The following is a 26753-nucleotide window of genomic DNA, read 5'->3' on the forward strand; positions in this document are numbered from 1 at the left end:
GACCTCCGCGAGATATCGGGCCAAAAAGGGAAAGCGGCTAGGCTTGGCCGCTGTCTGCCTCATAAGCCTCAATGATCGCGGCAACCAGAGGGTGGCGCACGACGTCCTTCGAGGTGAAGTAATTAAAGCTGATCTTGGGGATCGTTTTCAACAAGCGCTCGGCGTCTGCCAGACCCGATTGCGTACCGCGCGGCAGGTCAATCTGGGTGCGGTCGCCGGTGATCACCATCCGAGAGCCTTCGCCCAGACGCGTCAAAAACATCTTCATCTGCATCGACGTAGCGTTCTGCGCCTCGTCCAGCACGACAAACGCGTTCGACAGCGTGCGGCCGCGCATAAAGGCCAGAGGCGCGATTTCGATGCGCTTTTCCTCGATCAGTTTGGCCAGTTGCTTGCCCGGCAAGAAGTCGTTCAGCGCATCATAAAGCGGCTGCATGTAGGGATCGACCTTGTCCTTCATATCACCGGGCAGGTAGCCCAGCTTTTCGCCCGCCTCGACGGCAGGGCGGGAAAGGATGATCCGGTCTACATGGCCGCCGATGAACATGCTGACGCCGACAGCCACGGCGAGGTAGGTTTTGCCGGTACCTGCCGGGCCGATACCGAAGGCCAATTCGTTGTCAAAAAGCGATTTGACGTAGGCCTTTTGCGCTTCGGTCCGTGGCTCTACCCGTTTCTTGCGGGTGTGAATTTCCACCGTCTCGCCGATATTCATCTCAATCTGGTCACCGGCGCGGGTGCCTGTGTCCACGTCCGAGCCGCCCATGCGCAGCAGGCTGTCGACTTCTGCCTGTTCAACCGTGCGGCCCCCTTCAAGGCGGGCGTAAAGCGTGTTCAGGACCGATGCTGCCTGCGTGCTTGCGTCAGGATCACCCATGATGCTGACCTGATTTCCGCGCCGCACGATCTGAACTTCCAGCGCCTTTTCGATCGCGGCAAGATGCGCGTCATAAGCGCCGCAGAGATCAATCAGCAGGCGGTTGTCTGGGAATTCAAGCACAACGGGGTCAGCCACGGGGGCGGCTGTCATCAGATCGCTTGGGGGCAAGGGAGGCTCCTTGTGTTACGGGCTATGAGATTGAGATAGGGTGCTGTGCGGCGAAATGCACCCATGCGACGCAAAAAGGGCCGGAGCGTGAAACACTCCGGCCCGCATATGCTGAGATGCTCAGACAAGATCAGTTAGGGTCCGAAATGTTGGAGCCACCTTTGAAGTCGCCCACGGTATGTTTTGGCGGTCCCACGCCCGAACAGACGGGCTTGCCATATTTGTCCAGCCTTGCTGAGAGATAGCCCTCGACACCGTCGTCGATGATCCAGTGATCACAGCCGTTCGGATCGACCCAGATGCCCGCCTGCAACGTGCTCAGGTGATGGCTGTTGATGCCACGGTCGACAGATTTATCCGACGGGAACCCCCCACCCAGTGTTTCGAAATCGCCACATGCGGTCAGGCCAAAGGCGCAGGCCGTGACAAGAAGAATTTTTGCTTTGATCACGTGACGTCCCCTTAGCGAATGCAGATGATTTCGACGCGGCGGTTCTTGGCCATGCCGGCGGCAGTATTGTTGGCAGCAGCCGGCATGCGCTCTCCGTAGCCGCGGATATCCGCGACACGCGCACCATTGGCGGCAGCGATAGCGGCAACCGCATTTGCACGGTTGTAGCTCAGGCGCATGTTGTAGGCGTCAGAGGCGCGGCTGTCGGTGTGACCTGTAATGATGTAGCTGACAGCGCCAGTGGTCTGAAAGAAGTCCGCCAGACGCGCCTTGCCCGCCTTGTGGATACGGTAGCTGTCGGTTGCAAAGAACTGATCGGTGTTCATCACGCCGCAAACGTTGCCCCGGCGGCAGACCGGGATGCCCTGACGGGTGGTGTGCGGTGTCATGTAACCTTCGGAACCGTCATCCATCACCCAGTGCTCACAGCCATCGGGGTCCACCCAGATGGTTGGCGTGTAAATACCCTTGTCCCGTCCCTGCTGAGAGCGCGTTTGCGCGTCCGACGGTGTTGGCGCGATCATCGTCGTCAGCGCGATCACCGCAGCAAGCGCCAAGCGCGCCACCGCGTGGATCGCTTTGGAGATTGTGTTCACCACAGCATTTTCCTTTTGTCTGCCCCCACGAAAGGCATGCCCCAGTCCCGAAGACAGCTGCCTTTGATATATCGCCACGTTAGGTAAAATTTAGCAGCCTGTGAAGCACAGAAATCTACATTTAGTGTTTAATTTCGCGGCAGACACATGGAAATGCGGCAGAATTGTGGCAAAGCGGCATCATTCAACGACTCGCCTTTTGGTTGTTTCGAGGCTTAACAATGCCGCGCGCCAAGGGAATTGGTTTTGGAATCCACGATTCTCACTTTGGCTATCTCACCGACCTGCGCGTCTGATGCCTCAATATGCACCGCGTGCAGGTATTCCGACTTGCCAAGCATTTGCCCGGCCTCGCGGCCTGCGCGCTCCACCAGCACCGAAACTTCACGTCCAATCATGCTCTGCTGCACCTCTTGCTGGTGCTGCGTGATCAGGGCCTGAAGGCGCTGCAAACGGTCGTCGGCCACCTGCGGGTCAACCAAGGGACGCTCGGCTGCGGGAGTACCGGGGCGCGTGGAATACTTGAAGGAATAGGCGTAGCCGTATTTCACCTCGCGCACCAATTCCATTGTGGCCTCGAAATCGGCGTCCGTTTCTTCGGGGAAACCCACGATGAAATCACCGGACATCACAATGTCCGGCCGTGCGGCACGGATCCGTTCGATCAAGCGTAGATAGCTTTCAGCCGTGTGGCTGCGGTTCATCCGTTTTAGGATGTGGTCCGAGCCGGACTGGACAGGCAAATGCAGATACGGCATCAGTTCAGGCACCTCGCCATGAGCGGCGATCAGATCGTCGTCCATGTCGTTCGGGTGGCTTGTGGTATAGCGAATGCGTTCCAGACCATCCACTTTTGCAAGCTCACGGATAAGGCCGGCGAGGGTCACATCCCCTTTATCTCCTTGCCCGTGGTAGGCATTGACGTTCTGCCCCAACAGGGTGATCTCGCGCACACCGCGCTCGACCAGATCGCGCGCTTCGTCCAGCACGCGGGTTGCCGGGCGGCTGACCTCGGCCCCGCGGGTGTAGGGCACCACGCAGAAGGCACAGAATTTGTCGCAGCCTTCCTGAACCGTCAGAAACGCGGCCGGCGCGCGTTTTGCTTTGGGACGGGCCTTGAGGTGCTCGAACTTGTCCTCTTCAGGGAAATCCGTGTCGAGCGCGGTTTTCCCTTCGCGCAGACGCTCCTCCATCGCCGGCAGGCGGTGATAGCTTTGCGGGCCGACAACAAGATCGACAGCAGGCTGGCGGCGCATGATCTCTTCGCCTTCGGCTTGCGCAACACATCCCGCAACGCCGATCTTCAGGTCAGGTTTGTCTGCCTTCAGCTTTTTCAGCCGCCCCAATTCGGAATAGACCTTTTCGGCAGCCTTCTCGCGAATATGGCAGGTGTTGAGCAGGATCATATCAGCATCTGCAGCATCGGACGTTTCAACATAGCCCTGTCCGCCCATGGCCTCGGCCATACGTTCACTGTCATAGACGTTCATTTGACAGCCGTAGGTCTTGATAAAGAGCTTCTTGGGCGCGGTCATGGCAGGTTTCCGGGTCTGAAAGGATCACCGGGGCGTCTATCAGGCGGCCCCGAAGCTTGCAATGCACGGCGATTTAACCGATTCTGTGGAAAAACAAAAATCCATGCGAGGGCCCATGCAGTATTCCAGCCTGACCGAGATGATCGCGGCCGAACGGGCGGCATTGGCCAAGGGGCCTATCGCCCTCATTCTGGTCGAGGATGATGTCGAAGTGGCGACGACCCTGCGCCACCATCAGCAGATGGGATTCAAATCGACCATCGTGCTGATGCCTGCCGTCTTTGATCTGCCGCGTGACCTCCAGGAAACGGTGATCCGTGTCGATTACGACATGTATGTGGAACAGGCGCTAGAAACGGCTATCAATGCGCTGATGGAGCCTGCGGCGGGTCAGTGGATCTATTACTGCTACAGTGCGGAGTATTTCTTTTTCCCGTTCAGTGAGACGCGCAATATCATCGAGATGCTTGCCTTCCACACAGAAGAGCGGCGCGATGCAATGCTGGCCTATGTGATCGACCTTTATGCAGACGATTTGCACCAGTTTCCTGATGCAGTGTCTTTGGACAACGCGCATATGGACCGGTCGGGATATTACGCGCTGGCCCGCCCGGATGCCGAAAATCATAGCCACCCCAAGGAACGACAGCTTGATTTCTTTGGTGGGTTGCGCTGGCGATACGAGGAACACGTGCCCATAGTGCGCCGAAAGATCGACCGGATCCCCCTTTTCCGCGCCAAAAAAGGATTGAAAATCCGCTGGGACCACACTTTCAGCGATGAGGAATACAATACCTACGCCTGTCCGTGGCACCACAATATCACCGGCGCCATCTGTTCATTCCGAACCGCCAAGGCGCTGAAGACAAATCCAGGCAGCAAATTCGAGATCGACACCTTCAAGTGGCACAACTCGGCCCCATTCGAATGGCATTCGCGCCAGTTGCTTGATCTTGGATTGATGGAACCTGGGCAATGGTTTTGAAAAGAACCGTCATACCCCGTCAGGCGAGCGGGATAGTGCCCTCTTCATCGGCCTGACCCTGTTGTGATTTCGTCACCGGAAGGACCTCGACCAGTTCGGCCCCAGAACGGGTGATACGCACCACACGGCGCCGACCACTGGGCGACGGGCGGATCATGAAGGCTTCCTTCTCATCCTTGAAAAGTTTCTCCATCGAATCCTCGAAAACCGCTTTGATCATCCCGCCATTCGCAACGACGTTCAGCAACAACAGTTGGTCTCCGCTGCGCCAGGCTTCGATGTTGGGCAAAAGCCCATACTTGAAATAGAACTCTTTGCTTTCATCATTCAAATAAGCCCAGATCAGGCCAGCGGTCTGCTTGCCGTCGGCATCGACGTAGATTCAGTAGGTATTGTTTGTCAAAGCAGCATGAGTCTTTGACAGGCCTACGTCCATTTGCACCCGCGAAAACTGTGGGGTGGTTCCGATCAGCAGCGCCAGTTTACCGAATTGGTTGAAATAGGCTTCTGTGTCGTTGGCAACATCCATTGTCTGATGTTCAAGCTTCATGATCGGCTCCGTTCCTCTTTTGGCCACGTTATTCTGCGCATCCCCGCAGGCCAAGCCAACAGACAAATCGCCGCCAGTACGGAGGATCGGCGCAATGAATAAATGGCGCTTTGATACTAACTATTATACAGCACTACGGAATGACAAAAGGACGCCGCAAGGCGTCCTCTTGGAGCAGTTTGGCATCGCTCATGCCATTGCGCACTCGCAGTTCGGCGTCCTCCTCAGGACAAGAAAACCTCTTCGAACGTATCCTGCAAGGTTGCGATCGCTGCCTTGACCCGCTGGGTCTGAAGCGTATCCGGGTGCACGTGTAGATGCAGAGTGCGCGTCAGCTGAGGCTCGGGCCCGGCAATGGTGCGCAACTGTGGATCGCTTTCGCCCAAGCACATCGGCAACAACCCCTTCCCCGCACCACTTCTTATGGCAGCAAGGATTAATCCCGCATCTGTCACCGTCACACGCAGTCGGTCCGCCGTGCGTCGGTGCCTGTTCCAGTACCGTACCGGTGCCCGGTCCGGCGCGTCCTCATCGAAAAAGGACACCCAGTCGAGGGCGTCAGGGTCAGTATCCTTATGAGCATAAAGAGCGAAAGGCACTTCGCCCAGTCGCATAGAGATATCACCGTGCTTTGGCGGGGCCTCGAACCACAGCGACAGCGTCGCGTCAGAGCGGGCCGGCGATTGCGGCACTTGAGCCAGCAGGCGCACGTCAACCAGAGGATATTGCGCCAGAAACGCCGGGAGCATCCGTTCAGAGAGCCGGTTCAATATCCACGCGTTGCCCAGAATCCGGACCAGACCCGAAGGACCTTTTGCACGCCCTGCGGCCACTCCTTCAACGAACTGCTCAGCCGCATGTTCGACCTCTTCCGCCAACGGCAGTAGACGTTCGCCTGCATCCGTGATCTGCAAACCATTCTTTGATCGCTTGAACAGCACCGTATCCAGTGCCGCCTCAAGGCCCGACAAACGACGGCTGACGGTAGACTGGTCGATCTGGAGCATGACTGCCGCACGTGAGAGCGATCCGCCGCGTGCCGCAGCCAGAAGTATCTTCAGATCGTCCCAAAGCAATGGCATGTTATCGGCCCGTTTGTGGCGGTGTGCGCACAACCCATACCATAAAAATATCCCATCGCGGCCCGCAATGGCAGTGAGGTCTTGTCTTGCCATCCACAAGCCAAACGCACCCTGCACTTTCCCACCTGACCACGCTCACCTTTCTTGCCACATCAGCCTCCGGCCTGCGTGATTTGTCTTTCATCCCGGCCATGCCAGACCTCAAGAAGCTGATCCTTTTGTCAGAAGGCGTTACCGATCTTTCGCCACTGCGCCACGCCTCGAACCTGACATTCCTGAATATGCAAGGCACCGCCGCTATAGATTTCTCAGCCCTCTCCTCTTTGACCCAGATGAAAGAGCTTGGCCTGAACGGGACCCAGGTCACGGATATTTCTCCGTTGGCCGCGATGATGGACCTGTCCTACCTTGCACTGACCGGCACTGCCGTATCGGACACCGACCCGGTCGCGCATATCGAAGGCTTGAACATCCGGTTCTGAAAACCCTGAAGTCAGGGATATCAAGAAATTCACATCGAACGAAAGCATCGGGCCTGGAATTCAAAAAACCTATTGACCCACCGGTTAAAGCTGCGATCAAGCCACCATGACATTGCGGCCGCCAAAAACGTCAGATGCGTCCAGCATCGCTGCGATTTTGATCGAAGTGTGGATCGGCACGTACCTCAAGCGTGGGGTAAATGCATTCTTCGCTGATTACGCTTTGCAAGAGTTCACGCCCGCCAAGATCGAAGCGCTGATGTCTGATCCGGCACATTTCATACTGGTGTCCGAAAACGAGGAAGGCATTGATGGGTTTGTCCGCGTTTCATCAGGGTGCAAAGCGCCGGTAGAGGGCTGGTCAGACATGGAGATCTCGACGCTTTACGTGCAGCCGCGTCATCATGGCAAGGGAATAGGCAAACGTCTGCTGAACGCCGCATTTCAGTATTGTCGGGATAAAGGCATGACGTCCGTCTGGCTTGCGACCAATGCCGAGAACGCTCCGGCGATTGCCTTTTATCTTGCCCAAGGATTTGAGCAAGTTGGCGAAACCCATTTCCGGATCGATGACAAAGGTTACCTCAACAATGTCTATGCATTCAGGTTGAGTGATCGGGACTGATTACTGTCGAAATGGCGACAGGCCGACAGCCGTGCTTAACCTTGCCAGATGACCGGAAACCAGTCTTCGCGCAGTTTCTGGCCCGCAACTATATCATGGCCAGGAAACGGCGGCGATGTCGGTCCCGGCCGCTCAACATAACGCGCATCATCGCCCACCAGCCTGAGCGAGAACGCCCGTCGCCGCGCATTGGCCGTGTTTCCGCGCGCGCCGTGCAGAATGGCATAGTTGAACGCCACCGCATCGCCCGGTGCCATCTCCCATTCGCGGATGTCCATGCCTTCGGCGTCGGGGTCGGGAACGGGCATATAGGGTGCGGGATCAAAAAACGCGTCACCCTTGGCCCAGCGCGTAGGCAATACGGGCTTTTCCCACAGATGAGAGCCCGCCACGCAACGCAAGGTCGCATCAGTTACCGGATCAAGCGGCGACCAGAAGCTGACGGTCTGCTGCCCATCAACAAAGTAATAGGGACCGTCCTGATGCCACGGCGTGGCCATCGAGGTTCCCGGCTCCTTGACCAGCACATGATCATGGAACAACTGGGCTGAGTGACTGCCCATCAGTTCGGCACCGACCTGTGCGGCATCCGATGACATGATCACCTCTTCGAATTCCGGTATGCGCTGCCAATTGCAGTAGTCGTCAAAAAATCGGCCAGTCTCACCCGCTTTATCGTTGTTGGAGGCATACGGACCTGGCTGGTCCATGTTACGCTCAATACCTTCGCGCAGCTTGTCCACGTGATCGGCGAACAGCCCTTTGACCAGCACGACACCGTCGCGCTGGTAAGTGTCGATATCGTCCTTAGAGATCAGCGGATGTGGCATTGACCCGAAACTGGGCTCAGCCCTTGGCGCTTTTGCGGCGCAGGCGGATGACGACGTCTACACTGGCAATTTCCGCACCATCGGGAGCATCGGGCAATTCTGCGATGACCAGCTGTTCCGACGGGGCGTCGGTCAGCCTTCCGTCGTCTTCCCAGAAGAAGTGAGGGTGATCATGCGTGTTCGTATCAAAATAGCTTTTGGAGCCGTCAACTGTCACTTCCTGCAACAGCCCGGCTTCGCAGAACGCGCGCAGGGTGTTGTAGACGGTGGCGAGCGAAACTGCATCGCCTTGCCCCTTGGCCGCTTCGAACAGGCTTTCGGCTGTCACGTGCCGGTGTTGACCATCCCCAACCAGCAAACTGGCCAGCGTCACCCTTTGCCGGGTCGGACGGACACCCGCCTGCTCCAGCCAGCGTGTGCCGTTTTCAACATGGGTATGCGTCATGGATCACTCCGTTACCGTGCTGCCTTTAATATAGGGGCCTTTGCGAACGGTTTTCAATTCCAAAAGGGAAAAGTGGCACTAGAGTGCATGTTTGCCGCAGCCAAAAGCCCCGGTCGAAGCCGATCCGGGGCCGTTGTAAGCGCGCTTTATGCAGAAAGAGGCTATTCTTTCAGTTCTTTCTTCAAATCAACCCGACGGTGCTTGGCTGCCTTGAATTTCGAAGCCGCGTCGCTGGCGGCCTTGGTCGCTTTCTCGTATTTGATCGCCGTGGCATCGACCGTCTTGTCAGAGGTCCGCATGGCTGCCTCAAGCTTCTTGTAGCGCTTTTGCGTATCTGCCAGATTTTTCCTGACCTTTTTCAGTGTCTTCTCGGCTGTGCCGATCTCCTTGCCATCAGCGATAAGCGCGTCAATCGCGCCTGCCGCGGACACCAGCTTGCCGCTGCCCTTGCCCAGCAGATCAAACGCCCCGCCGTATTCACCGGCCGCCGTCTTGGCCGCTGCCCCCGCCGTGGGACCGGTCGGGCCAAGCGCCGCATCGGCAGCCAGACGCGTTGCGGCGGCACCGAGAACCAAAATCGCCAATTGCGCCCCCTTGAGCGCGGGCATCACGGAGGTAACGCCGGTGATCGCCACATTGACGGCGCGCTGAGCCTTGGCCCCGGTCACATCTCGCTTAGCCTTCTTGAGGTCTTTTTCCAACTTCGGGATGTCTGCGAGCAATTTCTTGACCTGCTCCTGCTGGCTTTTGACAATCATCCCGAACAGCAACAAGATGCCTGCCGCCTGCGAGGCTGTCTTGTGCTTGTTATGGGCCGAAAACATTGCGTTGCTTTCTTCCAGCACCATGATCGACGTGTTGAACGCATCCATCGCCGCCTGTGCTTTCTTGACGCGGCTGGTCGTCAGGTCCTTTTTCTCGATTTCTTCGAATGCGGCATCGCATTTGTCATATAGTTTCTCGACCGTGGCATAGTCCTTTTTATAGCCCGAAATCAGATGCTTGGGGTAATGCGCCATCTCGCTGCTTTTGAGGTTGGCGTCCGTGACGTCGGTGACGTCGCTGTAGTATTCCTCGATGCCTTCACGAAAGAAATTGAGGGCTCTTGATTTGAGATCGAAGCTCATTGGATTGGCCTCCAAAAGTGTGGTGTGAACAAAATATATTCTTGGATCAACGCACGTGTGGTGCTGGGTTTGACGTAATCTGCCCGAAGCCAAGCCTTGGGTGTTCAAACCGCGCATCCGTCAGCGCAGGCGCTAATTGCCTGCTGATGATTTAGCCACACACCTCGCCTCAGAGAACCGGCACCGCTGCAAGATATCCATGCAAATCTGCAGGTACCCGGTTTTGCAGCCTCGCTGACGAAATGATTCAGAACCCGGCGCGGGCCTGAGTAGCCGCCTGCCCCGATGCAACCAGTTTGCTCTGCCAAAGCACCAAACCTGATCTGAACGTGATCGCGAAACAGCGATGTGCTACCACAATGCCACTAGACCCGCTGCGGAAGAGGACCAAGGAATGCCTACGCCAGAAGAACGATTGAAAAGTCTTGGACTGACACTGCCCGCTCCGACACAGGTACCGGCAGGCCTGCATCTGCCCTTCACGTTTGTGAATACTCGCGGCGGTCGTGTGATGTTCTCGGGTCATCCCAAGAGCACCATGGACGGCGGGATCGGAGGGCCTTTCGGCGTTGTCGGGTCAGACCTCACGACGGAAGAAGCGTATCAGGAAGCACGCGATGTTGGGCTGTCGGTATTGGCCAACCTCAAATCAGAGATTGGCGACTTGGCCCGCATCACTGGATGGGTTCGCGTATTCGGGATGGTAACTTCGGCCACAGGGTATTCTGAACAGCATCTTGTCGTGAACGGCTTCAGCGACCTGATTCTGGATGTCTTTGGTCAAGACATCGGTCGTCATGCGCGGTCCGCCATCGGGGTGTCGGGGCTGCCCATGGGCTTTGCGATGGAGATTGAAGGCGAGGTGTTGATCCGCACATGACACCGCAGGCAATCATTGGCCGGGTCAGTGACGTCCGCTCCCTCCCCTTGCGATAGAACCTCACCCCATGTAGACCGCTCCGAAAACCAGATACCCCGCAGGAGCGCACCCCGATGGCCGACTATCCCAACAGCTTTGACAAAGACGATCTGCTGAAATGCGCACGGGGCGAACTTTTTGGCCCCGGAAATGCGCAGTTGCCCGCACCGCCGATGCTGATGATGGATCGGATCACGGACGTCTCTGCGGATGGTGGCGCACATGGCAAGGGCCACATCACGGCTGAGTTTGATATCAACCCCGACCTGTGGTTTTTTGAGTGTCATTTTCCCGGCAATCCAATCATGCCCGGCTGCCTTGGTCTTGATGGCCTGTGGCAACTGACCGGCTTCAACCTTGGCTGGCGTGGTTGGCAGGGCCGCGGTTACGCACTGGGCGTGGGAGAGGTAAAGCTGACCGGCATGGTGCGCCCTGATCGCAAGATGCTGACCTACAAGATCGATTTCACCAAGGCGATCCAGACGCGCCGTCTGACCATGGGCGTGGCCGATGGCATCGTCGAAGCGGACGGCGAAGTGATCTATCAGGTCAAGGATATGAAAGTCGCGCTGAGCGAAAGCTGATCTGCTTGGCCGGCTGGCGCGGCGTAACCGGGCATTGCGCCAACCACCCACTGGCCCAAAACGCGACGACCCTTTAACCAACGATCAGCGTACGTAATTACGCGTTTTACCCCGCAATGCTGATCGGCAGGACGGTTGGGTCATGAATATGGGCTGCAACCACCCAAGCTCTGTGGGCCGCAGCATCATGCGCGGCTCAGACAGCTTCAACAGATGATTCTGCTTGACTGTTGCGTCAGCTGCGCACCCGTTAACCAAAAGTTTACTTCGTTTGGCCTACGGTCAGCGGATTGTGAATGAGACAGATTGCCTTGCGGGGGGCACGCACGACGTGGGAACCGAGAATTACCTTCAGCAAGAACTTAACAAACTGATCCAAAACGACGTTTCGACCTGGAAATTCCTACAGGAAGGGTCGCTTGACGGCGTCTGGTACTGGGACCTTGAAAACGTTGACAACGAGTGGATGAGCCCGGAATTCTGGCGCACCTTCGGCGTGGATCCCGATACGATGCGCCACGACCCGGCAGAATGGCAGCACCTGATCTTTCCTGATGATCTGGCTGTTGCGCTCAAGAATTTCGAGGCGCATTGCGCGGACCCTGATCATCCCTACGATCAGGTGGTGCGCTACCTTCACGCCGATGGCTCGACCGTATGGATCCGATGTCGTGGTCTCGCGATCCGGGACAAGACGGGCAAGCCGATCCGTATGTTGGGTGCGCACACCAACATCACCGCCGTCAAAAAGTCCGAAGAGAACGCCAAGGCTGGCTGGCGTGCCGCAGAGGCCGCCAACGCAGAATTGCGGTCCTTTGCCTATTCAGTGTCGCACGACATGAAGGCACCGGCCAACACGCTGAGCCTGCTGCTGAGCGAATTTGAACACCATATAGACGGGCGGATCGATGCCGACGGACAAGAAATGCTCGACATGTGCAGCCAGACTGTCGCACGCATGCAGACACTGATCGAATACGTGCTCGACTATACGCGGATCATTGGAATGGAGCCGAAGTTCGAGACCGTCTCGGTTCGGGACACGGTTCAGAGTGCCGTATGCAGCCTTAAGGCCGACATTGATGCGCGCGGGGCGCAGATAGAAATCGGCCCTATGCCACGGATCAAGGCCGTGCGGGAACAGATGACAATCCTTTTCCAGAACCTGATCAGCAATGCCATCAAATTCTGCCCCGTGGAACGCACTCCGCATATTGAGATCGCCCAGATTGGCAAGGCGCATAGGGATACCATAGAAATTACTGTAAAAGACAATGGGATGGGCATACCCGAGCAGAGCAAAGAGCGTATCTTCAAGCTGTTTCAACGGCTCCATGGCCATGATGAAATCAAAGGCACCGGGATTGGCTTGCCGATGTGCCAGCATATCGCCTTGAACCATCAGGGCGAAATTACGCTGACATCGACCCCCGGTAAAGGATCGGCGTTTTCGCTGCTTTTGCCTAAGAGCATGATCGCATGAAAGACCAGCAAAGCGACAGTCCCATCCAGCTGGCCCTGCTGATCGACGATGAGGCGATTGATCAGAAGATGTACATGAGGATCATGGAACGCTCAGGTGTCGTGGGGCGGATCATGGGGTTTCTGGCTGCCGATCACGCGCTGGACTACCTTAAATCCAACCCTGATCAGGCGGTTGATGCGATTTTTCTGGACATCAACATGCCGCGAATGGACGGGTTTGAATTCCTCGAAGCCGCAACCGCCGCGCTCGGACCAAGCTTTGCCAAGGTTTGTATCGTCATGTTGACCACCTCGCTTGACCCGTATGATCATGAAAGGGCTGCGGCGTTTGAGGTCGTAAAAGACTTCATCAATAAACCTCTGACCATTGATGTAATACACCATGTTGCCGAACTTGTTCGGCAAACCGCGAATGGCAAAGGCTAGACGAAAAAAACTGGCTGCCGAGGTCGCGAACTAAGGAGAAGTATTGGAAAGGGGCGGCAGACCCGCCCCAATCGCCTGAACGCATTGCGCCAGTTAGGGCAGGAAAACCGCCTTGGTGTTGACGAACTCTTTCGTACCGAAGCCGCCGTGTTCGCGCCCGTATCCTGAGTCTTTGACACCACCGAACGGCATATTCGGATCAGCCGCACCAAATGAATTGATCCGCACCATGCCGGTGTCAAAGTGCTCTCTTGCCAGTTTCAGCGCACGTTCCTCATCTTGGCAAAAGATGCCACCGCCCAAACCGTAACGGCTGTCATTGGCGATACGCATCGCGTCCTCATCATCCTTTGCGCGGATGACGGCAGCCACCGGACCAAAGATTTCATCATCATACGCCGGCATACCAGGGGTTACATCGCCCAGCACGGTGGCCGGATAATAGGCCCCGGTACGAACCGGCACTTCGCCCCCGCACAGCACCTTGGCGCCGTTCTTGACGCTTTCATCGACCTGATCGCGCACCGTCTCGAACTGTTCCTGACTGGAAAGCGGTCCCAGCTTGACGCCATCAGCCATTGGATCACCCATTTCGATCTGCTTCATCTGTTCAACGAAAGCGTCCACGAAGGCATCATAGACCTTGTCGGTGACCACGAACCGCTTGGCCGACACGCATGTTTCACCATTATTATAGATCCGGCCCATCACCGAGAATTTCACCGCCGTTTCAATATCGGCGTCCTCCAACACAAGGTAGGCGTCATTCGAGCCAAGCTCCAAAACGGTCTTTTTAAGCGCCTTGGCCGCTGTCGCGCCAATGTGACGGCCCGCACCGTCGGACCCGGTCATGGTCACGCCGCGCACCAGTTTGTGCTCGATCAGTTTGTCGCTGACATCGTGACCGATCAGCACGACCTTGAAGATGTCCTCTGGCAGGCCTGCCTCAACGCAAAGCTCCTGTAGACGCAGGCCGCTGCCGGTACAGATAGATGCATGTTTCAGGACACACCTGTTGCCTGCCATCAGATTTGCAGCAAGCACGCGGACCGGCTGATACAGCGGGAAGTTCCATGGCTGGATCGAATAGATCACGCCGATAGGCTGATAGGTGACAACGCCGCGCTTGTCGCCGCCTGAATGGGTGCGCTCTTCGTCGGCCAGCTTTTCCGGGCCATGTTCGGCGGTGTAATCGAAAATCGCGGCGCAAATGTCGACTTCGCGCTTGCCGTCCTTTAACAGCTTGCCGGTTTCGCGGGTCATCAGTTCGGCCAGTGCGTCGCGGTGCTCGCGCAGCTTTTCAGCAATCGCTGTCAGATGGGTCGCCCGTTCGGCGTGGGATGTCTTGCGCCAGTCCAGGAAAGCCGCATGGCAGGCCTCTACTGCGGCAATCGCCTCGGCTTCTGACATCTTGTCATATGTGGCGATGGTCTCTTCGGTGGCGGGGTTGATCGTTGTGATCTGTGACATGTGAACTCCTCAATCCGTTGGAAGAGTAACCACTGAAGTGCCAACCAGTTCCCCTTGTTGCCATTATGAGAGGAAATTCTGCGCAAACTCCCACCGTCTAACCGCTTGCGCCGCCTTGCTCCGCTGTCCTAGATAGACCCAACAGATCAAAGGGAGTGCTGCGTATGCGCCGCGTCGTCGTCACAGGACTTGGGATTGTCTCGTCCATCGGAAACAACGCCGAAGAAGTCACCGCCGCGCTGAAAGCAGGCAAATCCGGGATCGAAGCCTCATCCGAGATGGCCGAGCACGGGTTTCGCAGCCAGGTGGCCGGAACGCTCAAAATCGATGTGGCTGAACACATCGACAAGCGAACGCTGCGGTTCATGGGACCGGGTGCCGCTTATGCCTATATCGCGATGGAGCAGGCGATTGCAGATGCGGGACTGGGCGAGGATCAGATCAGCAATCCGCGCACCGGCTTGATTGCCGGGTCTGGCGGCCCGTCGACATCTGCCATGAAGACCGCTCACGACATCGTGGACAAGACCGGCGCGACCAAGCGGATCGGACCCTTCGCCGTGCCCAAGTGCATGTCATCGACCGTCAGCGCGAACCTGTCGACCGCCTTCAAGATCAAGGGCATCAACTATTCCATCACCTCGGCCTGTTCGACCTCTCTGCATTGCATCGGATCAGCGGCCGAACAGATCATGCTTGGCAAGCAGGACGTGATGTTCGCAGGCGGCGGCGAAGAGCTGGACTGGACGCTGTCGTGCCTATTCGACGCGATGGGTGCGATGTCATCCAAGTATAACGACACACCAGAGAGGGCGAGCCGCGCCTTTGATGCCAACCGGGACGGATTTGTCATCACCGGCGGCGGCGGCATCGTGGTGCTGGAAGATCTGGAACACGCCAAAGCGCGCGGCGCTAAGATCTACGCCGAAGTGACCGGTTTCGCGGCCACCTCCGACGGACACGATATGGTGGCCCCCTCCGGTGAGGGCGGCACACGCGCGATGCAACTGGCGCTGGAGACACTGCCAGAGGGCCGCAAGGTCAGCTATATCAACGCGCATGGCACATCGACACCTGTGGGCGACGTGGGCGAGATCGAAGCGGTCCGCCGTGTCTTTGGCGAGGGATCGACACCACCCGTCAGCTCGACCAAGAGCATGACAGGCCACGGCCAAGGGGCCGCAGGCGCGATGGAGGCGATCTTCTGCCTTTTGATGCTGGATCAGGATTTCATCACGCCCTCGATCAACGTCGAAACGCTGGACCCGGCCCTCAAACCCGAAGAAATCGCGACCGAACTGGTTGAGAATGCAGGGCTGGATTCAGTGATGACCAATTCTTTCGGATTTGGCGGCACGAACGGATCGATGATCCTGTCGAAGTATCAGGGGTAACGCATCATGTCAGACCTTCTCAAGGGCAAACGCGGCCTGATCATGGGTGTCGCCAACGAACGCTCCATCGCGTGGGGCATTTCCAAGGCCATGGCCGAGGCAGGGGCGGAGCTGGCCTTTACCTATCAGGGTGAGGCATTCGGCTCGCGATTGAAGCCGCTGGCAGAGAGCGTCGGCTCTGACTTCATGGTCGATGTGGATGTAACCGACGATGCGTCACTTGATGCCGCGTTCGAGGCCTTGTCTGCGCGCTGGCCCACGATTGACTTCGTGGTTCACGCAATTGCCTTTTCGGACAAGGCTGAACTGACGGGGCGGTTCCTGAACACCAGTCGTGCGAATTTCAAGCATTCCTTGGACATTTCCGCCTACAGCTTTATCGAGATCGCCCGCCGGGCCCATCCGATGATGGTCGAGAATGGTGGCACGCTGATGACGCTGACCTATCAGGGATCAAACCGTGTGGTGCCGAATTATAACGTAATGGGCGTCGCCAAGGCCGCGCTGGAAAGTGCAACGCGCTATCTGGCCAATGATCTGGGCCCCGAGGGCATCCGCGTGAACGCAATTTCGCCCGGCCCCATGAAAACCCTTGCCGGTGCTGCGATCGGCGGTGCGCGCAAGACCTACAAGCACACCGACATGAACGCCCCTCTGCGCGCGAATGCGACGCTTGAAGCGGTCGGTGGCACGGCGGTCTACCTCGCGTCGGATGCTGGCGCCTGCACAACGGGTGAGATCATCAGAGTGGATGGCGGTTTCCACATTCTGGGGATGCCGCAGCAGGAAAACCTCTGAGAGCCATCTGCTTGCGGCGCTTGGCACACGAGTGCCGCGCAGGAGGGGCTTGATCGTTTCCTGTTGGTCGGACCTGTGAAGACCTATTTCAGCGGCGGCGTTTGCCAAAGCCAGACTTTCATTCCGCCATGGGCGACAGGCGCCCCTTGCGGTTTCCACGGCAGGCCGCTTGCCTTGGCCAAGGCAGGTTCGCTGGTCACCATGCCGACGCGCCATCCCCGAAAATGCTCTTTCATGGTCTGGCCGAAAGATCCGTACAGCGCGTAAAGCAGCTTCTTGTTACCGATCCGCCCGCCATAAGGTGGGTTCACCATGACCAACCCCGGCGGTCCTTCGGGGGGCCTGATTTCTGCCGCCCCGTGACAGGCAAAGGCGCACCACTCCGCGACCCCTGCCCGTTTGGCATTGGCCGTGGCCATCGCCACCGCGCCCTGATCCCGGTCTGATCCATAGAAACGGACCTCAGGCGATACGCCAGACCCGTCCCTGCGCAGCGCTTCAAAGGCGTCACGATCAAAGCTTGCCAAGTTCTCGAACGCAAAACTGCGCGACCGCCCCGGCTGTAGCCCTGCCGCGATTTCCGCTGCTTCGATCACAAACGTGCCTGACCCACACATGGGGTCCACAACTGGCACGCTGCCATCAAATCCCATCTGACGCAGAAACATTGCCGCCATATTCTCGCGCAACGGCGCTTTTCCCACGGCCTCTTTGTGGCCCCGGCGATGCAATGCCTCACCCGTCGTATCGAGGCTGATCGTCACCTGATTATCAAGCAGGCGCACCTTGATCACCATCTCCGCCTCGGCAGAGAGGGTGATACCGTGGCTTTCTGTCAAAGCTGTCTCGATCCGCTGGGTTGCGGCCTTGGCATGATAAATCTTTGAGGCTTTGCAGGTCACCTGCACTTTCACAGGTACATCCTGAAGCAGCACATCACCCCAGGGAAATTTCCGCGCCCGCTTGTCAAGCTGCGCCAGATGAAACGCCATGAATGTCCCGATCCGGGCCAAGACCCGCACAGCGCCCCGCAGCTCCAGATTGGCGCGCCATACTTCTGGCCAGCCCCCCTGAAATGTGACCCCACCGGATACGGCAACCGGGTCGGGAAAACCCTTTTCCTCCGCTTCCGCGCACAGGAATGGCTCCAGCCCCGGAGGACAGACAAGAAAGATTTCAAATGGTTCAGCGCGGGTCATTCCGCCTGCATAAAGCGAAGGGAGCGCACTGGCGAGAGGCGTTTGACCGTGACGGTCGTTAAGGCTGGGGAAATCCAGCAATTCCTCACTCCCGACACGATATTGCCCTCTTCGTTAATTATTTCCGAGTGAATGACGTTTTGTAACACATATACCGAAGAAGTCCTGCAATCGCGCCGGACCCGATCGCAGCGCGCGGGGTTCTGGGCAAAGGTTGTCAGTGTTCTTTTGGCTGTGACATTGATTGCAACGTTTCGAAGCGAATCGGAACTGCGGCAGGAACTGACACTGGCCGCCAGCGACGCGGTCTTGAAACTGACCGGCAGGCAGGCAGCCCTAAGCGCCGCCGCGAACCAACAGCAATCCGGTGCCAGCGTGCCGTCATGGCAGGCGAAGATGCGGGACACGCAGTCGCAAATGATGCAAGAAATGCACGATGGGGGCGCGTCGCCCCAGCCTGACACAGCCCGCGCGAACACCATCAAAGTGAACCGTCAAAGCCTTGATCAAACCCGTGGGCACGGTTTCAAGCGTGTCACACCGCCGGTTTCTGCGCCGCAGGATCTGGAATCTCGCGGCGCACAGGGCACTGATAGCCAGCAGGTGGCCGATCAACCCGGCCGCATGCTGCGCAGTATGCAGCCGGGGCTTTGAGCCCTAGCCGATCTTCATCAGCTCAATGTCGAACTGCAGGTCCTTGCCAGCGAGCGGGTGATTGGCATCAAGCGTGACTGTTGCCTCATCAACTTCCACGACCATGACGGGCAAGGTCTGCCCTTCCGGTGTCTGCATCTGCAACTGAGTGCCGACTTCCAGCGGAATGTCCGCCGGGATACCTTCGCGCGGGACTGCCTGACGCATTTCGGGGTTCAGCGGACCGTAGGCGTCCGCACTGGCGATCTTGACTGTTTTCTTGTCGCCTACTTCCATGCCGGGCATCGCGGCATCCAGTCCGGGAATGATGTGGCCGGACCCAACCTCATACTCCAGCGGCTCGCGGCCTTCGGAACTGTCGAACTGCGTTCCGTCAAGAAGGGTACCTGTGTAATGAATAGCAACTGTGTCGCCTGACTTCACCTGAGTCATGGTCGTCTCCAAATTTTGGGGGGAAAGAGGGGGAGGCCGCGTATCTGCGCGGGTGCTCCGGGTTTGGTTGTACCCTCTCAAAGCTGCGCTAGGATGTAAACCCTCCCTCTTTGGTACAATTTCGGGCCTTTTCCATGGGTCAATGGCGTGACAATCTGCCCCCAACTACGGGAGGATTTTCATGCCTATCACCACCTGCGTCTTTGACGCCTACGGCACGCTTTTCGATGTCGGCGCCGCCGCACGGCAGGCTGCGTCAGAGCCCGACTTTGCCGCCATCAAGGACGACTGGATGGTGCTGGCCGAACATTGGCGGCAAAAGCAGCTGTCCTATTCATGGCTGCGGGCCGTCGCTGGCGCACACACCGACTTCTGGGAAGTCACGCAGAACGGGCTGGACTGGGCGCTGGAAAAGACAGGTCACGGTGGCGATCCGGCGCTGCGCGAAAGGCTGCTGGCGCTTTACTGGGAACTGCAGGCCTACCCGGAAGTGCCCGGAATGCTGGCCGCGCTCAAAGCGGCGGGCATGAACACGGCCATCCTGTCGAACGGATCGCCCGAGATGCTGGAAGGGGCCGTCTCCTCGGCGGGAATCGGGGAGGTGCTGGACGTATCGCTTTCGGTGCAAAGCGTCGGCATCTTCAAACCGGATGCGCGGGTCTATGACCTTGTGGGACAGCATTTCGGCTGTGACAAGGCAGAGGTGCTCTTCGTGTCATCCAATGGCTGGGATGCGGCGGCAGCGACGGGATACGGGTTTACGACAGCCTGGGTGAACAGAAGCGGCGAGCCGATGGACCGGCTGCCCTGGACCCCGGCACATCAATTGCGGGATCTGACCGGGATCCCTGAACTGGCGGGGGTCTGATGCCACATTTCACCACATCCGATGGACTGAACATCTACTATGAAGACGAGGGCGACGGCCTGCCGATCCTGTGTCTGCCGGGGCTGACACGGACCACGGCGGACTTTGAATATGTCACGCCCCATCTGGCGGGCAACCGTGTGATCAAGGTGGATTATCGCGGTCGCGGGCAATCCGATTTCGATCCCAAATGGGAGAATTACTCCCTGCAGGTCGAAGGCCGTGACGTGATGGAATTGCTGGCTCATCTTGGTATCCCCAAGGCCGCGCTGCTGGGGACGTCCCGTGGCGGGATGATCGCTATGGGATTGTCAGCGATGGTCAAGGATCACCTGCTGGGCGTAGCGCTGAATGACATTGGCCCCGCCCTCGACCCTAAGGGGATCGAGTTCATCATGGTCTATCTCGGTCGCAACCCTGCCGCTAAAACCCATGCCGAAGCAGCGGCGGCCTTACAGCATGTGTTCTCTGACTTTGACGGCGTGCCGGCAGAGCGCTGGCTGCGCGAGGCGGAAAAAAACTACACCCAGACAGACGATGGTCTAGAAATCACCTATGATCCCAAGCTGCGGGATGCGGTCGAATTGGGCCGGGGGCAGCCCATGCCAGATCTGTGGCCTTTCTTTGACGCGATGGCCGGTCTGCCGCTGGCCTGTATCCGTGGAGCGAATTCAGTGCTGTTCACCCAAGACACGCTTGACGAGATGCAGCGCCGCCGCCCTGATATGATCACGGCAGTCGTGCCGGACCGGGGCCATGTCCCTTTCCTTGACGAACCCGAAGCCGTGACAGCCTTGCAAACCTGGGTGGAGCAGATGAAGTGAATATTGAAATGATCCGTGCCGCCAACACGCGGCTTGAGGGCCATGTGCGCCGCACGCCGCTGCTAAATTCGTCCTTCATCGACGATATCGCGGGACGGCGCGTTTGGGTCAAACCGGAATGTCTGCAACACACCGGCAGCTTCAAATTTCGCGGTGCGTGGTCGGCATTGTCGGCGCTGGACCCTGAAGTGCGCAAGAGTGGCGTGATCGCCTTTTCCAGCGGGAACCACGCGCAGGGCGTGGCGCTCGCCGCTAAGATGCACGGCGTGCCGTCGGTCATTGTGATGCCCGCAGACAGTCCCGTGCTGAAGATCGAGAACACCCGGGCCTACGGCGCTGAGGTTGTCCTGTACGACCGCGACACGGAAAGCCGCGAAGAGATAGGCGCGCGCCTGAGCGAAGAGCGTGGCCTGACCCTGATCAAACCTTTCGATGAGCCGCAGGTCATCGCCGGGCAAGGCACCTGTGGATTGGAGATTGCCGCTCAGGCAACGGAGCAAGGCATTGAAAAAGCTGACGTCATTGTCTGCTGTGGTGGCGGCGGATTGACCTCTGGCATCGCGCTCGCGCTTGAGGCTGACGCCCCTGGACTGCGGGCGCGCCCGGTTGAGCCGGAGGGTTTCGACGATGTGGCGCGATCCCTTCGCTCTGGTGAGATTGAGCGGAACAAAAAGACTTCTGGCAATATCTGTGACGCAATCATCACGCCGCAATCGGGCGATATCACCTTTCCGATCATGTATCGGTTGTGTGGTCCCGGTCTGGTCATATCCGAACAGGAGGCGCTGCAGGCCATGGGCCACGCGTTCAACCGCCTCAAGGTGGTCGCGGAACCCGGCGGCGCGGCGGCGCTGGCCGCAGCGCTTTATCGCCGGGATCAGATCGAAGGTGATGATGTGATCGTCACCATCTCGGGTGGAAATGTCGATGCGCCGATGTTCATCCGTGCACTAGAAACGTTAACGTAACTTGCGGCGGCCTGACTGGGCCAGCCCTTGATAGGCGGGAAGATACAAGATGAAAATGTTTGATACCGGAGAGGTGCGTCTGCACTACCGCGTGGATGGCCCTGAGGATGGACCGCCCGTGGTCTTCTCAAACTCATTGGGTACGGACATGCGGCTATGGGACCCGATCCTGCCGCTACTGCCCAAGGGGCTGCGGATCATCCGCTATGACAAGCGCGGTCATGGGCTGTCGTCTTGCCCGCCTGCCCCTTATGCGATGGGGTCACTGGTCACGGACGTTGAACGGCTGATGGATCATCTGGGCGTGAAGGACAGCGTTTTCGTGGGCCTGTCCATCGGCGGGATGACGGCGCAGGGGCTGGCGGTCAAACGGCTGGACCTTGTGCGTGCGCTGGTGCTGTCGAACACGGCCGCCAAGATTGGCACGCCAGAAATGTGGGACGAACGTATCGCGGCGGTCGAGAAAGACGGGATTGAGGCGCTTGCGGATGCGGTGATGGAGCGCTGGTTTTCCGCAGGGTTCCGCGCCACGCCAGAGCTTGAGCTGTGGCGCAACATGCTGGTACGGGGCGAGGACGCAGGATATGCCGGATGCTCTGCCGCGATATCCGGCACCGATTTCTACGCCACCACGGCAACGTTGCGCCTGCCAGCGCTTGGCATTGCAGGGTCCGAAGACGGCTCAACCCCGCCCGATCTGGTGCGCGAAATGATGGACCTGATCCCCGGCTCCAAATTCCACCTGATCCGCAAGGCGGGCCATCTGCCCTGCGTTGAACAGCCGGAAGAATACGCACAGGTGCTGACCGATTTCCTTAAAGGGGTTGGCCATGTCTGAACGCTATGACCGGGGCATGCAGGTGCGGCGCGAAGTGCTGGGCAATCAACACGTGGACCGCGCAGAAAAGCTGAAAACCGCAGAAGACCAGCCGTTTCAGGACCTTATCACAGAGGGCGCCTGGGGCACGGTTTGGGCGTCGGACGCGATCACGCGGCGCGAGCGGTCAATGCTGACGCTTGCGTTGTTGGCAGCAACCGGGAATTTCGAAGAGATCGAGATGCACGTACGCGCCGCCCAGCGCACCGGTGCGAGCAAGCGTGACATCATGGAGGCCTTTCAACACGTCGCAATCTACGCTGGCGTGCCAAAGGCAAATCACGCCATCAAGATCGCCAAACGGGTCTGGGAAGCCCAGGAAACATCGGACAGGTAAATGGCCGCAAGCGTATTTGACAGCCCGCTTTTTGCGCATCTTTTCGACACTGGCGAGGCCGGGCGCCTGTTCTCGGACAGCGCAGCGATCCGTGCGATGCTGCTGGTCGAGGGTGCGCTGGCAAAGGTGCAAGGCGGTCTGGGTGTGATCCCTGAAATCTCCGCCGCAGCCATTCACCGGGCCAGTATGGAAATTGCCGTTGATCCCGGTGCCATCGCCAAAGCGACCGGCGAAAATGGGGTAAGCGTACCCGGCTTGGTGGCCGCATTCAGGGCCGAGATAAATGCACCCGAACACGCCCAATACGTGCATTGGGGGGCAACCTCGCAAGACATCATCGACACTGGGTTGATGTTGCGGTTGCGTCAGGCGCTGGCCTTGGCCGAGGCCGACCTGCGCGAAATTGCAAAAGCATTGGGTGAAAAGGCCGAGGAGCACGCGCATTTGCCGATGGCCGCACGCACCTATGGCCAACATGCCACACCCACATCCTGGGGCGCGGTACTCGCTCAATTCGGTGCACCGCTTCTGGATGCACTTGACGCTCTTGAGCCCTTGCGGGCTTCATCGCTCTTTGTCTCACTCTCCGGGGCGGCAGGCACCGGCTCGGCGTTGGGAGCACACGTGGCCGAGACGCGTGCCGGCCTGGCCGGGGCGCTGGGTTTGGGCGATCCGGGCAGAAGCTGGCACACGGATCGTGGGCCAGTTTTGCGGATTGCAGACTGGCAGGGTCAGGTGACAGCGGCGCTTGCGCATATGGGCCAGACGCTCATCGGGCTGGCGACCAGCGAAGTGGCCGAGATTACGCTTGGAGCGGCAGGCGCATCTTCCACGATGCCGCAAAAGCAAAACCCGGTGGGGCCGTCAGCCATGGTGGCGCTGGGCCACCAATTCACCGGGTTGCGCGCAGGCCTGCAGAATGCCGCCGCGCATCAGCACCAGCGTGACGGTGTCGCGTGGTTTGCTGAATGGATGGTGGTGCCGCAATTGGCCCTGTCGCTGGCCGCAGCCCTCCAGCACGCCAAGGTGCTGAGCAAGGGCATCGCACCGCAACCCCTGCAGATGCATGCCACTCTGGAAAGCAATCTGGGCCTGATCCATGCCGAAGCGCTCAGTTTCGCGCTGGCCGAGATGATGCCGCGCCCCGAAGCACAGGCGAAAGCCAAGGCGCTGTGCCTTGAGGCGCGCGACAAGCGGGTACCATTGCAACGGCTGGCGCAGGCCGATTACCCCGACCTGGCCGATGTGGTCTTTGATCCTGCGCAGGGCATGGGACAGGCCGCGCATGATGCGCTGACCTTCGCCACCCGCACCAAGTCGCTCTGACCGGATGCGCCCGGCTGTCATCTTTATCATGATTACCGTGATGATCGATGCCATGGGCATTGGTCTGATGATCCCGGTGATGCCCGACCTCATTCGGGAGGTGAACGGCGGTGACCTCAGCCAGGCTGCAGTCTGGGGCGGCATTCTGGCCACCACCTTTGCCGCGATGCAATTCCTGTTCGGCCCCATTATCGGGGGGCTCTCTGACAGGTACGGACGGCGCAAGATCCTGCTGATCTCGCTTGTGGTGATGGCGGCGGATTACGTCGTGATGGCGCTGGCAGGCAGCATCTGGTTGCTGCTGGCAGGTCGCGTGGTGGGTGGCATCACCGCTGCAACGCAGGCCACGGCCTCGGCCTATATGGCCGACATCTCGACGGCAGAGCAGCGCACAAAGAGCTTTGGGCTGATCGGGGCTGCCTTTGGCATGGGGTTCGTTCTGGGCCCCCTCATCGGCGGAGTGCTTGCGGAATATGGCACGCGCGCACCGTTCTGGGCGGCAGCGTTCCTGGCCACGTCAAACGTGATTTTCGGCTGGTTCGTGCTGAAAGAAACCCTGGCGCCGGAAAAGGCACGCGCGTTCAACTGGCGTCGGGCAAACCCCTTTGGGGCAGTCAAACAACTGGGGAAACTGCCCGGCGTTCACCAGCTGTTGATGGTTTATTTCCTGTATAATGTGGCCTTTGCCGTCTACCCATCTGTCTGGGCCTATTTCGGACAGGAAAGGTTTGACTGGGCGCCGACGACCATAGGTCTGTCTTTGGGGCTGTTCGGCATCACGATGGCCTTTGTGCAAGGTTACTTCATCCGCGTCGCACTGCGCGTGTTTGGCGAGCGCAGGACTGTCGTGGTCGGCTTGCTGTTTGCGTTGGGCACCTACACTGCCATCGGTTCTATCACTGCGGGATGGCTCATCTTGTTGCTGACACCCATCGCAGCGCTTGGTGGTATCACGCCGATTGCCTTGCAGGGGATCATGTCGCAACGGGTTGCGGACAACGCTCAGGGAGAATTGCAGGGTGCGCTGACCTCGGCGGTGTCGCTGGCGATGATCGTGACGCCCTTGGTCATGACCGCAACGTTCTCCTATTTCACGCAGGCTGGCACCCCATTTTACATGCCAGGCGCACCGTTTTTGCTCTCCGCCATGCTGATCCTTTTGGGCTTGCTGATCTTTGCACTGCGCCGCCGTGCGGGCAGCGAGGCGTCAGTAAACGGATAAACCCGCGCTTCCCTACTTGCACAGCCAGCACTTTCGGGGTCAGTTTGCAGCAAATACCAACCGGGAGAAAAGACCGTGCAAAAGATCAAAGCCGCCGTGGCCCATGCCTTCGGAGAGCCGCTTGTCATCGAGGATGTGCAACTGCGGGCGCCGGAAGGCAGCGAGGTTGAGGTAACACTGGACGCCGTGGCGATCTGCCATTCGGACATCTCCTTTGCCGAAGGCGCGTGGGGCGGGTCATTGCCTGCCGTTTATGGCCATGAGGCCGCCGGGCGTGTGTCGGCGGTGGGCTCCAATGTGCGCGGGCTTGAGCCGGGCGACAGTGTGGTTGTGACCCTGATCAGGGCCTGCGGCAGTTGCCCGTCGTGTTCCAGCGGGAAACCGACAGTATGTGAAACGCCTTACGACGGCGACAAGGGGCCGCTGAAGACCGCCGATGGAGGCATGCTGCATCAGGCGATGGCATCGGGCGCTTTTGCCGAAAAGGTTGTGGTGGAACAATCGCAAGTGGTCAAAATCAGCGACGATATCCCCAAAGAGGCCGCCGCTTTGATCGCCTGCGGTGTGATCACGGGCGTGGGCGCAGTTGTGAATGCGGCAGGCCTGCGTGCTGGGCAGGACGTTGTTGTGATCGGTGCAGGTGGCGTTGGCCTGAATGCCATTCAGGGTGCCCGGATCGCGGGCGCACGCCGCATCGTGGCCGTGGACATGAGCGAAGACAAGCTTGCCGTTGCCAAGGAGTTTGGGGCCACCGATGGCGTGCTGGCCAGTGAGGCCAAGCCGTGGCGCGCGGCACAAAAAGCAATGGGACGCGGAGCCGACGCCGTGATCGTGACCGTCGGGGCGATCCCTGCCTATGACGCAGCCCCCCGGTATCTTGCAGGTGCAGGCAAGGTGATCATGGTCGGCATGCCGCATTCGGGTGCCATGTCATCCTATGAGCCTGTCACGATGGCTTTTATGGGTCAGGGCATGGTCGGCTCCAAGATGGGCGATGTGGTCATTCAACGCGACATTCCGTGGATGGTGGACCTGTATCTGCAAGGCCGATTGAAGCTGGATGAACTGATTTCGGGCCGGTGGACCTTGGACCAGATCAACGAGGCGATCGCCGATACCAAGACCGGCGCAGCGCGGCGCAACGTCATCCTGTTTGATCACTAAAAGGGGTCTGCCCTGCGCGGCCGGGGTCTTTTGACATTTTGGTTGCACGT

At 58.7% G+C, this 26753-nt stretch carries 31 protein-coding genes; 18 read left to right on the forward strand and 13 right to left on the reverse strand.

The window, feature by feature from the left end:
* Positions 1-37 precede the first annotated feature (37 nt).
* The 4 genes from GV827_RS08160 to miaB form a co-directional block, all read right to left on the reverse strand.
* Positions 38-1030 carry a PhoH family protein gene (locus GV827_RS08160; protein WP_164353536.1) on the reverse strand — a complete coding sequence of 331 codons (993 nt, stop codon included), beginning with the start codon at positions 1028-1030 and terminating at the stop codon, positions 38-40.
* Positions 1031-1178: 148 nt separating this feature from the next.
* A complete protein-coding gene (locus GV827_RS08165; RefSeq protein ID WP_328823125.1) occupies positions 1179-1499 on the reverse strand; it encodes a hypothetical protein in 321 nt (106 codons plus the stop codon).
* An 11-nt stretch (positions 1500-1510) separates the two neighbouring features.
* Positions 1511-2098, reverse strand: coding sequence for an OmpA family protein (locus GV827_RS08170; RefSeq protein ID WP_328823126.1), 588 nt, complete (start codon positions 2096-2098; stop codon positions 1511-1513).
* A 212-nt stretch (positions 2099-2310) separates the two neighbouring features.
* Positions 2311-3630, reverse strand: coding sequence for a tRNA (N6-isopentenyl adenosine(37)-C2)-methylthiotransferase MiaB (miaB, locus tag GV827_RS08175; RefSeq protein WP_164353303.1), 1320 nt, complete (start codon positions 3628-3630; stop codon positions 2311-2313).
* Between the two features lie 115 nt (positions 3631-3745).
* On the opposite strand from miaB, the gene GV827_RS08180 reads away from it, so the two are divergent.
* Entirely contained in the window at positions 3746-4615 is an 870-nt protein-coding gene (locus GV827_RS08180; RefSeq protein WP_164353304.1) for a hypothetical protein, read from the forward strand.
* Between the two features lie 19 nt (positions 4616-4634).
* Here GV827_RS08180 and GV827_RS08185 read toward each other — a convergent pair whose 3' ends face one another.
* The 3 genes from GV827_RS08185 to GV827_RS08195 all read right to left on the reverse strand — a co-directional run bounded on the left by GV827_RS08185 (position 4635) and on the right by GV827_RS08195 (position 6247).
* Complete coding sequence (locus tag GV827_RS08185) at positions 4635-4997, reverse strand: toxin-activating lysine-acyltransferase (protein ID WP_328823136.1); 363 nt, start codon at positions 4995-4997, stop codon at positions 4635-4637.
* A complete protein-coding gene (locus tag GV827_RS08190) occupies positions 4998-5165 on the reverse strand; it encodes a hypothetical protein (RefSeq protein ID WP_164353306.1) in 168 nt (55 codons plus the stop codon).
* Positions 5166-5389: 224 nt separating this feature from the next.
* Positions 5390-6247: a LysR family transcriptional regulator gene (locus GV827_RS08195; RefSeq protein ID WP_164353307.1), complete on the reverse strand. Its 858-nt coding sequence runs from the start codon at positions 6245-6247 to the stop codon at positions 5390-5392.
* Positions 6248-6333: 86 nt separating this feature from the next.
* On the opposite strand from GV827_RS08195, the gene GV827_RS08200 reads away from it, so the two are divergent.
* On the forward strand, positions 6334-6729 hold the full coding sequence (locus tag GV827_RS08200) for a leucine-rich repeat domain-containing protein (RefSeq protein ID WP_164353308.1): 396 nt from the start codon (positions 6334-6336) through the stop codon (positions 6727-6729).
* A gap of 106 nt (positions 6730-6835) precedes the next feature.
* Complete coding sequence (locus tag GV827_RS08205; protein WP_164353309.1) at positions 6836-7354, forward strand: GNAT family N-acetyltransferase; 519 nt, start codon at positions 6836-6838, stop codon at positions 7352-7354.
* Between the two features lie 35 nt (positions 7355-7389).
* Here the strand turns inward: GV827_RS08205 and GV827_RS08210 are convergent, their stop codons facing one another.
* The 3 genes from GV827_RS08210 to GV827_RS08220 form a co-directional block, all read right to left on the reverse strand.
* A complete protein-coding gene (locus tag GV827_RS08210) occupies positions 7390-8184 on the reverse strand; it encodes a phytanoyl-CoA dioxygenase family protein (protein ID WP_164353310.1) in 795 nt (264 codons plus the stop codon).
* Between the two features lie 16 nt (positions 8185-8200).
* Positions 8201-8629, reverse strand: coding sequence for an iron response transcriptional regulator IrrA (gene irrA / locus GV827_RS08215; protein WP_164353311.1), 429 nt, complete (start codon positions 8627-8629; stop codon positions 8201-8203).
* Positions 8630-8790: 161 nt separating this feature from the next.
* Positions 8791-9756: a hypothetical protein gene (locus GV827_RS08220; RefSeq protein ID WP_164353312.1), complete on the reverse strand. Its 966-nt coding sequence runs from the start codon at positions 9754-9756 to the stop codon at positions 8791-8793.
* A gap of 394 nt (positions 9757-10150) precedes the next feature.
* On the opposite strand from GV827_RS08220, the gene GV827_RS08225 reads away from it, so the two are divergent.
* The 4 genes from GV827_RS08225 (at position 10151) to GV827_RS08240 (ending at position 13170) form a co-directional block, all read left to right on the forward strand.
* Positions 10151-10636 carry a RidA family protein gene (locus GV827_RS08225; RefSeq protein ID WP_164353313.1) on the forward strand — a complete coding sequence of 162 codons (486 nt, stop codon included), beginning with the start codon at positions 10151-10153 and terminating at the stop codon, positions 10634-10636.
* 113 nt (positions 10637-10749) lie between these two features.
* Positions 10750-11259 (forward strand): bifunctional 3-hydroxydecanoyl-ACP dehydratase/trans-2-decenoyl-ACP isomerase, encoded by a 510-nt coding sequence (gene fabA, locus GV827_RS08230; protein ID WP_164353314.1) that lies wholly within the window; start codon positions 10750-10752, stop codon positions 11257-11259.
* Positions 11260-11551: 292 nt separating this feature from the next.
* Positions 11552-12742, forward strand: a complete 1191-nt coding sequence (locus GV827_RS08235; RefSeq protein WP_204325794.1) for a sensor histidine kinase — start codon at positions 11552-11554, stop codon at positions 12740-12742.
* Positions 12739-13170 (forward strand): response regulator, encoded by a 432-nt coding sequence (locus GV827_RS08240; RefSeq protein WP_164353316.1) that lies wholly within the window; start codon positions 12739-12741, stop codon positions 13168-13170. Before GV827_RS08235 ends, GV827_RS08240 begins: the two co-directional genes overlap by 4 nt.
* Positions 13171-13263: 93 nt before the next feature.
* On the opposite strand, the gene GV827_RS08245 is transcribed toward GV827_RS08240, so the two are convergent.
* The gene (locus GV827_RS08245) at positions 13264-14640 is read right to left on the reverse strand and encodes an NAD-dependent succinate-semialdehyde dehydrogenase (protein WP_164353317.1); all 1377 of its coding nucleotides are present in this window, start codon (positions 14638-14640) and stop codon (positions 13264-13266) included.
* A 164-nt stretch (positions 14641-14804) separates the two neighbouring features.
* Between GV827_RS08245 and fabB the strand changes: the two genes are divergently transcribed.
* Together fabB and GV827_RS08255 are read left to right on the forward strand one after the other, a co-directional pair.
* Positions 14805-16034 carry a beta-ketoacyl-ACP synthase I gene (fabB, locus tag GV827_RS08250; protein WP_164353318.1) on the forward strand — a complete coding sequence of 410 codons (1230 nt, stop codon included), beginning with the start codon at positions 14805-14807 and terminating at the stop codon, positions 16032-16034.
* Between the two features lie 6 nt (positions 16035-16040).
* Positions 16041-16832: an enoyl-ACP reductase FabI gene (locus GV827_RS08255; protein WP_164353319.1), complete on the forward strand. Its 792-nt coding sequence runs from the start codon at positions 16041-16043 to the stop codon at positions 16830-16832.
* A gap of 83 nt (positions 16833-16915) precedes the next feature.
* On the opposite strand, the gene GV827_RS08260 is transcribed toward GV827_RS08255, so the two are convergent.
* Positions 16916-18031, reverse strand: a complete 1116-nt coding sequence (locus tag GV827_RS08260; RefSeq protein WP_164353539.1) for a THUMP domain-containing class I SAM-dependent RNA methyltransferase — start codon at positions 18029-18031, stop codon at positions 16916-16918.
* Positions 18032-18163: 132 nt separating this feature from the next.
* Between GV827_RS08260 and GV827_RS08265 the strand changes: the two genes are divergently transcribed.
* Positions 18164-18685, forward strand: coding sequence for a hypothetical protein (locus GV827_RS08265; protein WP_164353320.1), 522 nt, complete (start codon positions 18164-18166; stop codon positions 18683-18685).
* A 3-nt stretch (positions 18686-18688) separates the two neighbouring features.
* Here GV827_RS08265 and GV827_RS08270 read toward each other — a convergent pair whose 3' ends face one another.
* Positions 18689-19117 (reverse strand): FKBP-type peptidyl-prolyl cis-trans isomerase, encoded by a 429-nt coding sequence (locus tag GV827_RS08270; protein WP_164353321.1) that lies wholly within the window; start codon positions 19115-19117, stop codon positions 18689-18691.
* Between the two features lie 181 nt (positions 19118-19298).
* Here GV827_RS08270 and GV827_RS08275 point away from each other — a divergent pair, with 181 nt between their 5' ends.
* The 8 genes from GV827_RS08275 to GV827_RS08310 all read left to right on the forward strand — a co-directional run bounded on the left by GV827_RS08275 (position 19299) and on the right by GV827_RS08310 (position 26703).
* Positions 19299-19985, forward strand: coding sequence for a haloacid dehalogenase type II (locus GV827_RS08275; protein ID WP_164353322.1), 687 nt, complete (start codon positions 19299-19301; stop codon positions 19983-19985).
* On the forward strand, positions 19985-20809 hold the full coding sequence (locus GV827_RS08280; protein WP_164353323.1) for an alpha/beta fold hydrolase: 825 nt from the start codon (positions 19985-19987) through the stop codon (positions 20807-20809). Before GV827_RS08275 ends, GV827_RS08280 begins: the two co-directional genes overlap by 1 nt.
* A gap of 8 nt (positions 20810-20817) precedes the next feature.
* Positions 20818-21777, forward strand: coding sequence for a threonine ammonia-lyase (locus tag GV827_RS08285; protein ID WP_164353540.1), 960 nt, complete (start codon positions 20818-20820; stop codon positions 21775-21777).
* A gap of 49 nt (positions 21778-21826) precedes the next feature.
* Positions 21827-22615: a 3-oxoadipate enol-lactonase gene (gene pcaD, locus GV827_RS08290; RefSeq protein WP_164353324.1), complete on the forward strand. Its 789-nt coding sequence runs from the start codon at positions 21827-21829 to the stop codon at positions 22613-22615.
* Positions 22608-22991 carry a 4-carboxymuconolactone decarboxylase gene (gene pcaC, locus GV827_RS08295; RefSeq protein ID WP_164353325.1) on the forward strand — a complete coding sequence of 128 codons (384 nt, stop codon included), beginning with the start codon at positions 22608-22610 and terminating at the stop codon, positions 22989-22991. The genes pcaD and pcaC overlap by 8 nt, the downstream gene beginning before the upstream one ends.
* On the forward strand, positions 22992-24317 hold the full coding sequence (locus GV827_RS08300) for a lyase family protein (RefSeq protein ID WP_164353326.1): 1326 nt from the start codon (positions 22992-22994) through the stop codon (positions 24315-24317).
* Between the two features lie 4 nt (positions 24318-24321).
* On the forward strand, positions 24322-25539 hold the full coding sequence (locus tag GV827_RS08305) for a TCR/Tet family MFS transporter (RefSeq protein WP_164353327.1): 1218 nt from the start codon (positions 24322-24324) through the stop codon (positions 25537-25539).
* Between the two features lie 75 nt (positions 25540-25614).
* A complete protein-coding gene (locus GV827_RS08310) occupies positions 25615-26703 on the forward strand; it encodes a Zn-dependent alcohol dehydrogenase (RefSeq protein ID WP_164353328.1) in 1089 nt (362 codons plus the stop codon).
* Positions 26704-26753: the final 50 nt, after the last annotated feature.

This window comes from Sulfitobacter sediminilitoris (assembly GCF_010667575.1).
GTDB lineage: Bacteria > Pseudomonadota > Alphaproteobacteria > Rhodobacterales > Rhodobacteraceae > Sulfitobacter > Sulfitobacter sediminilitoris.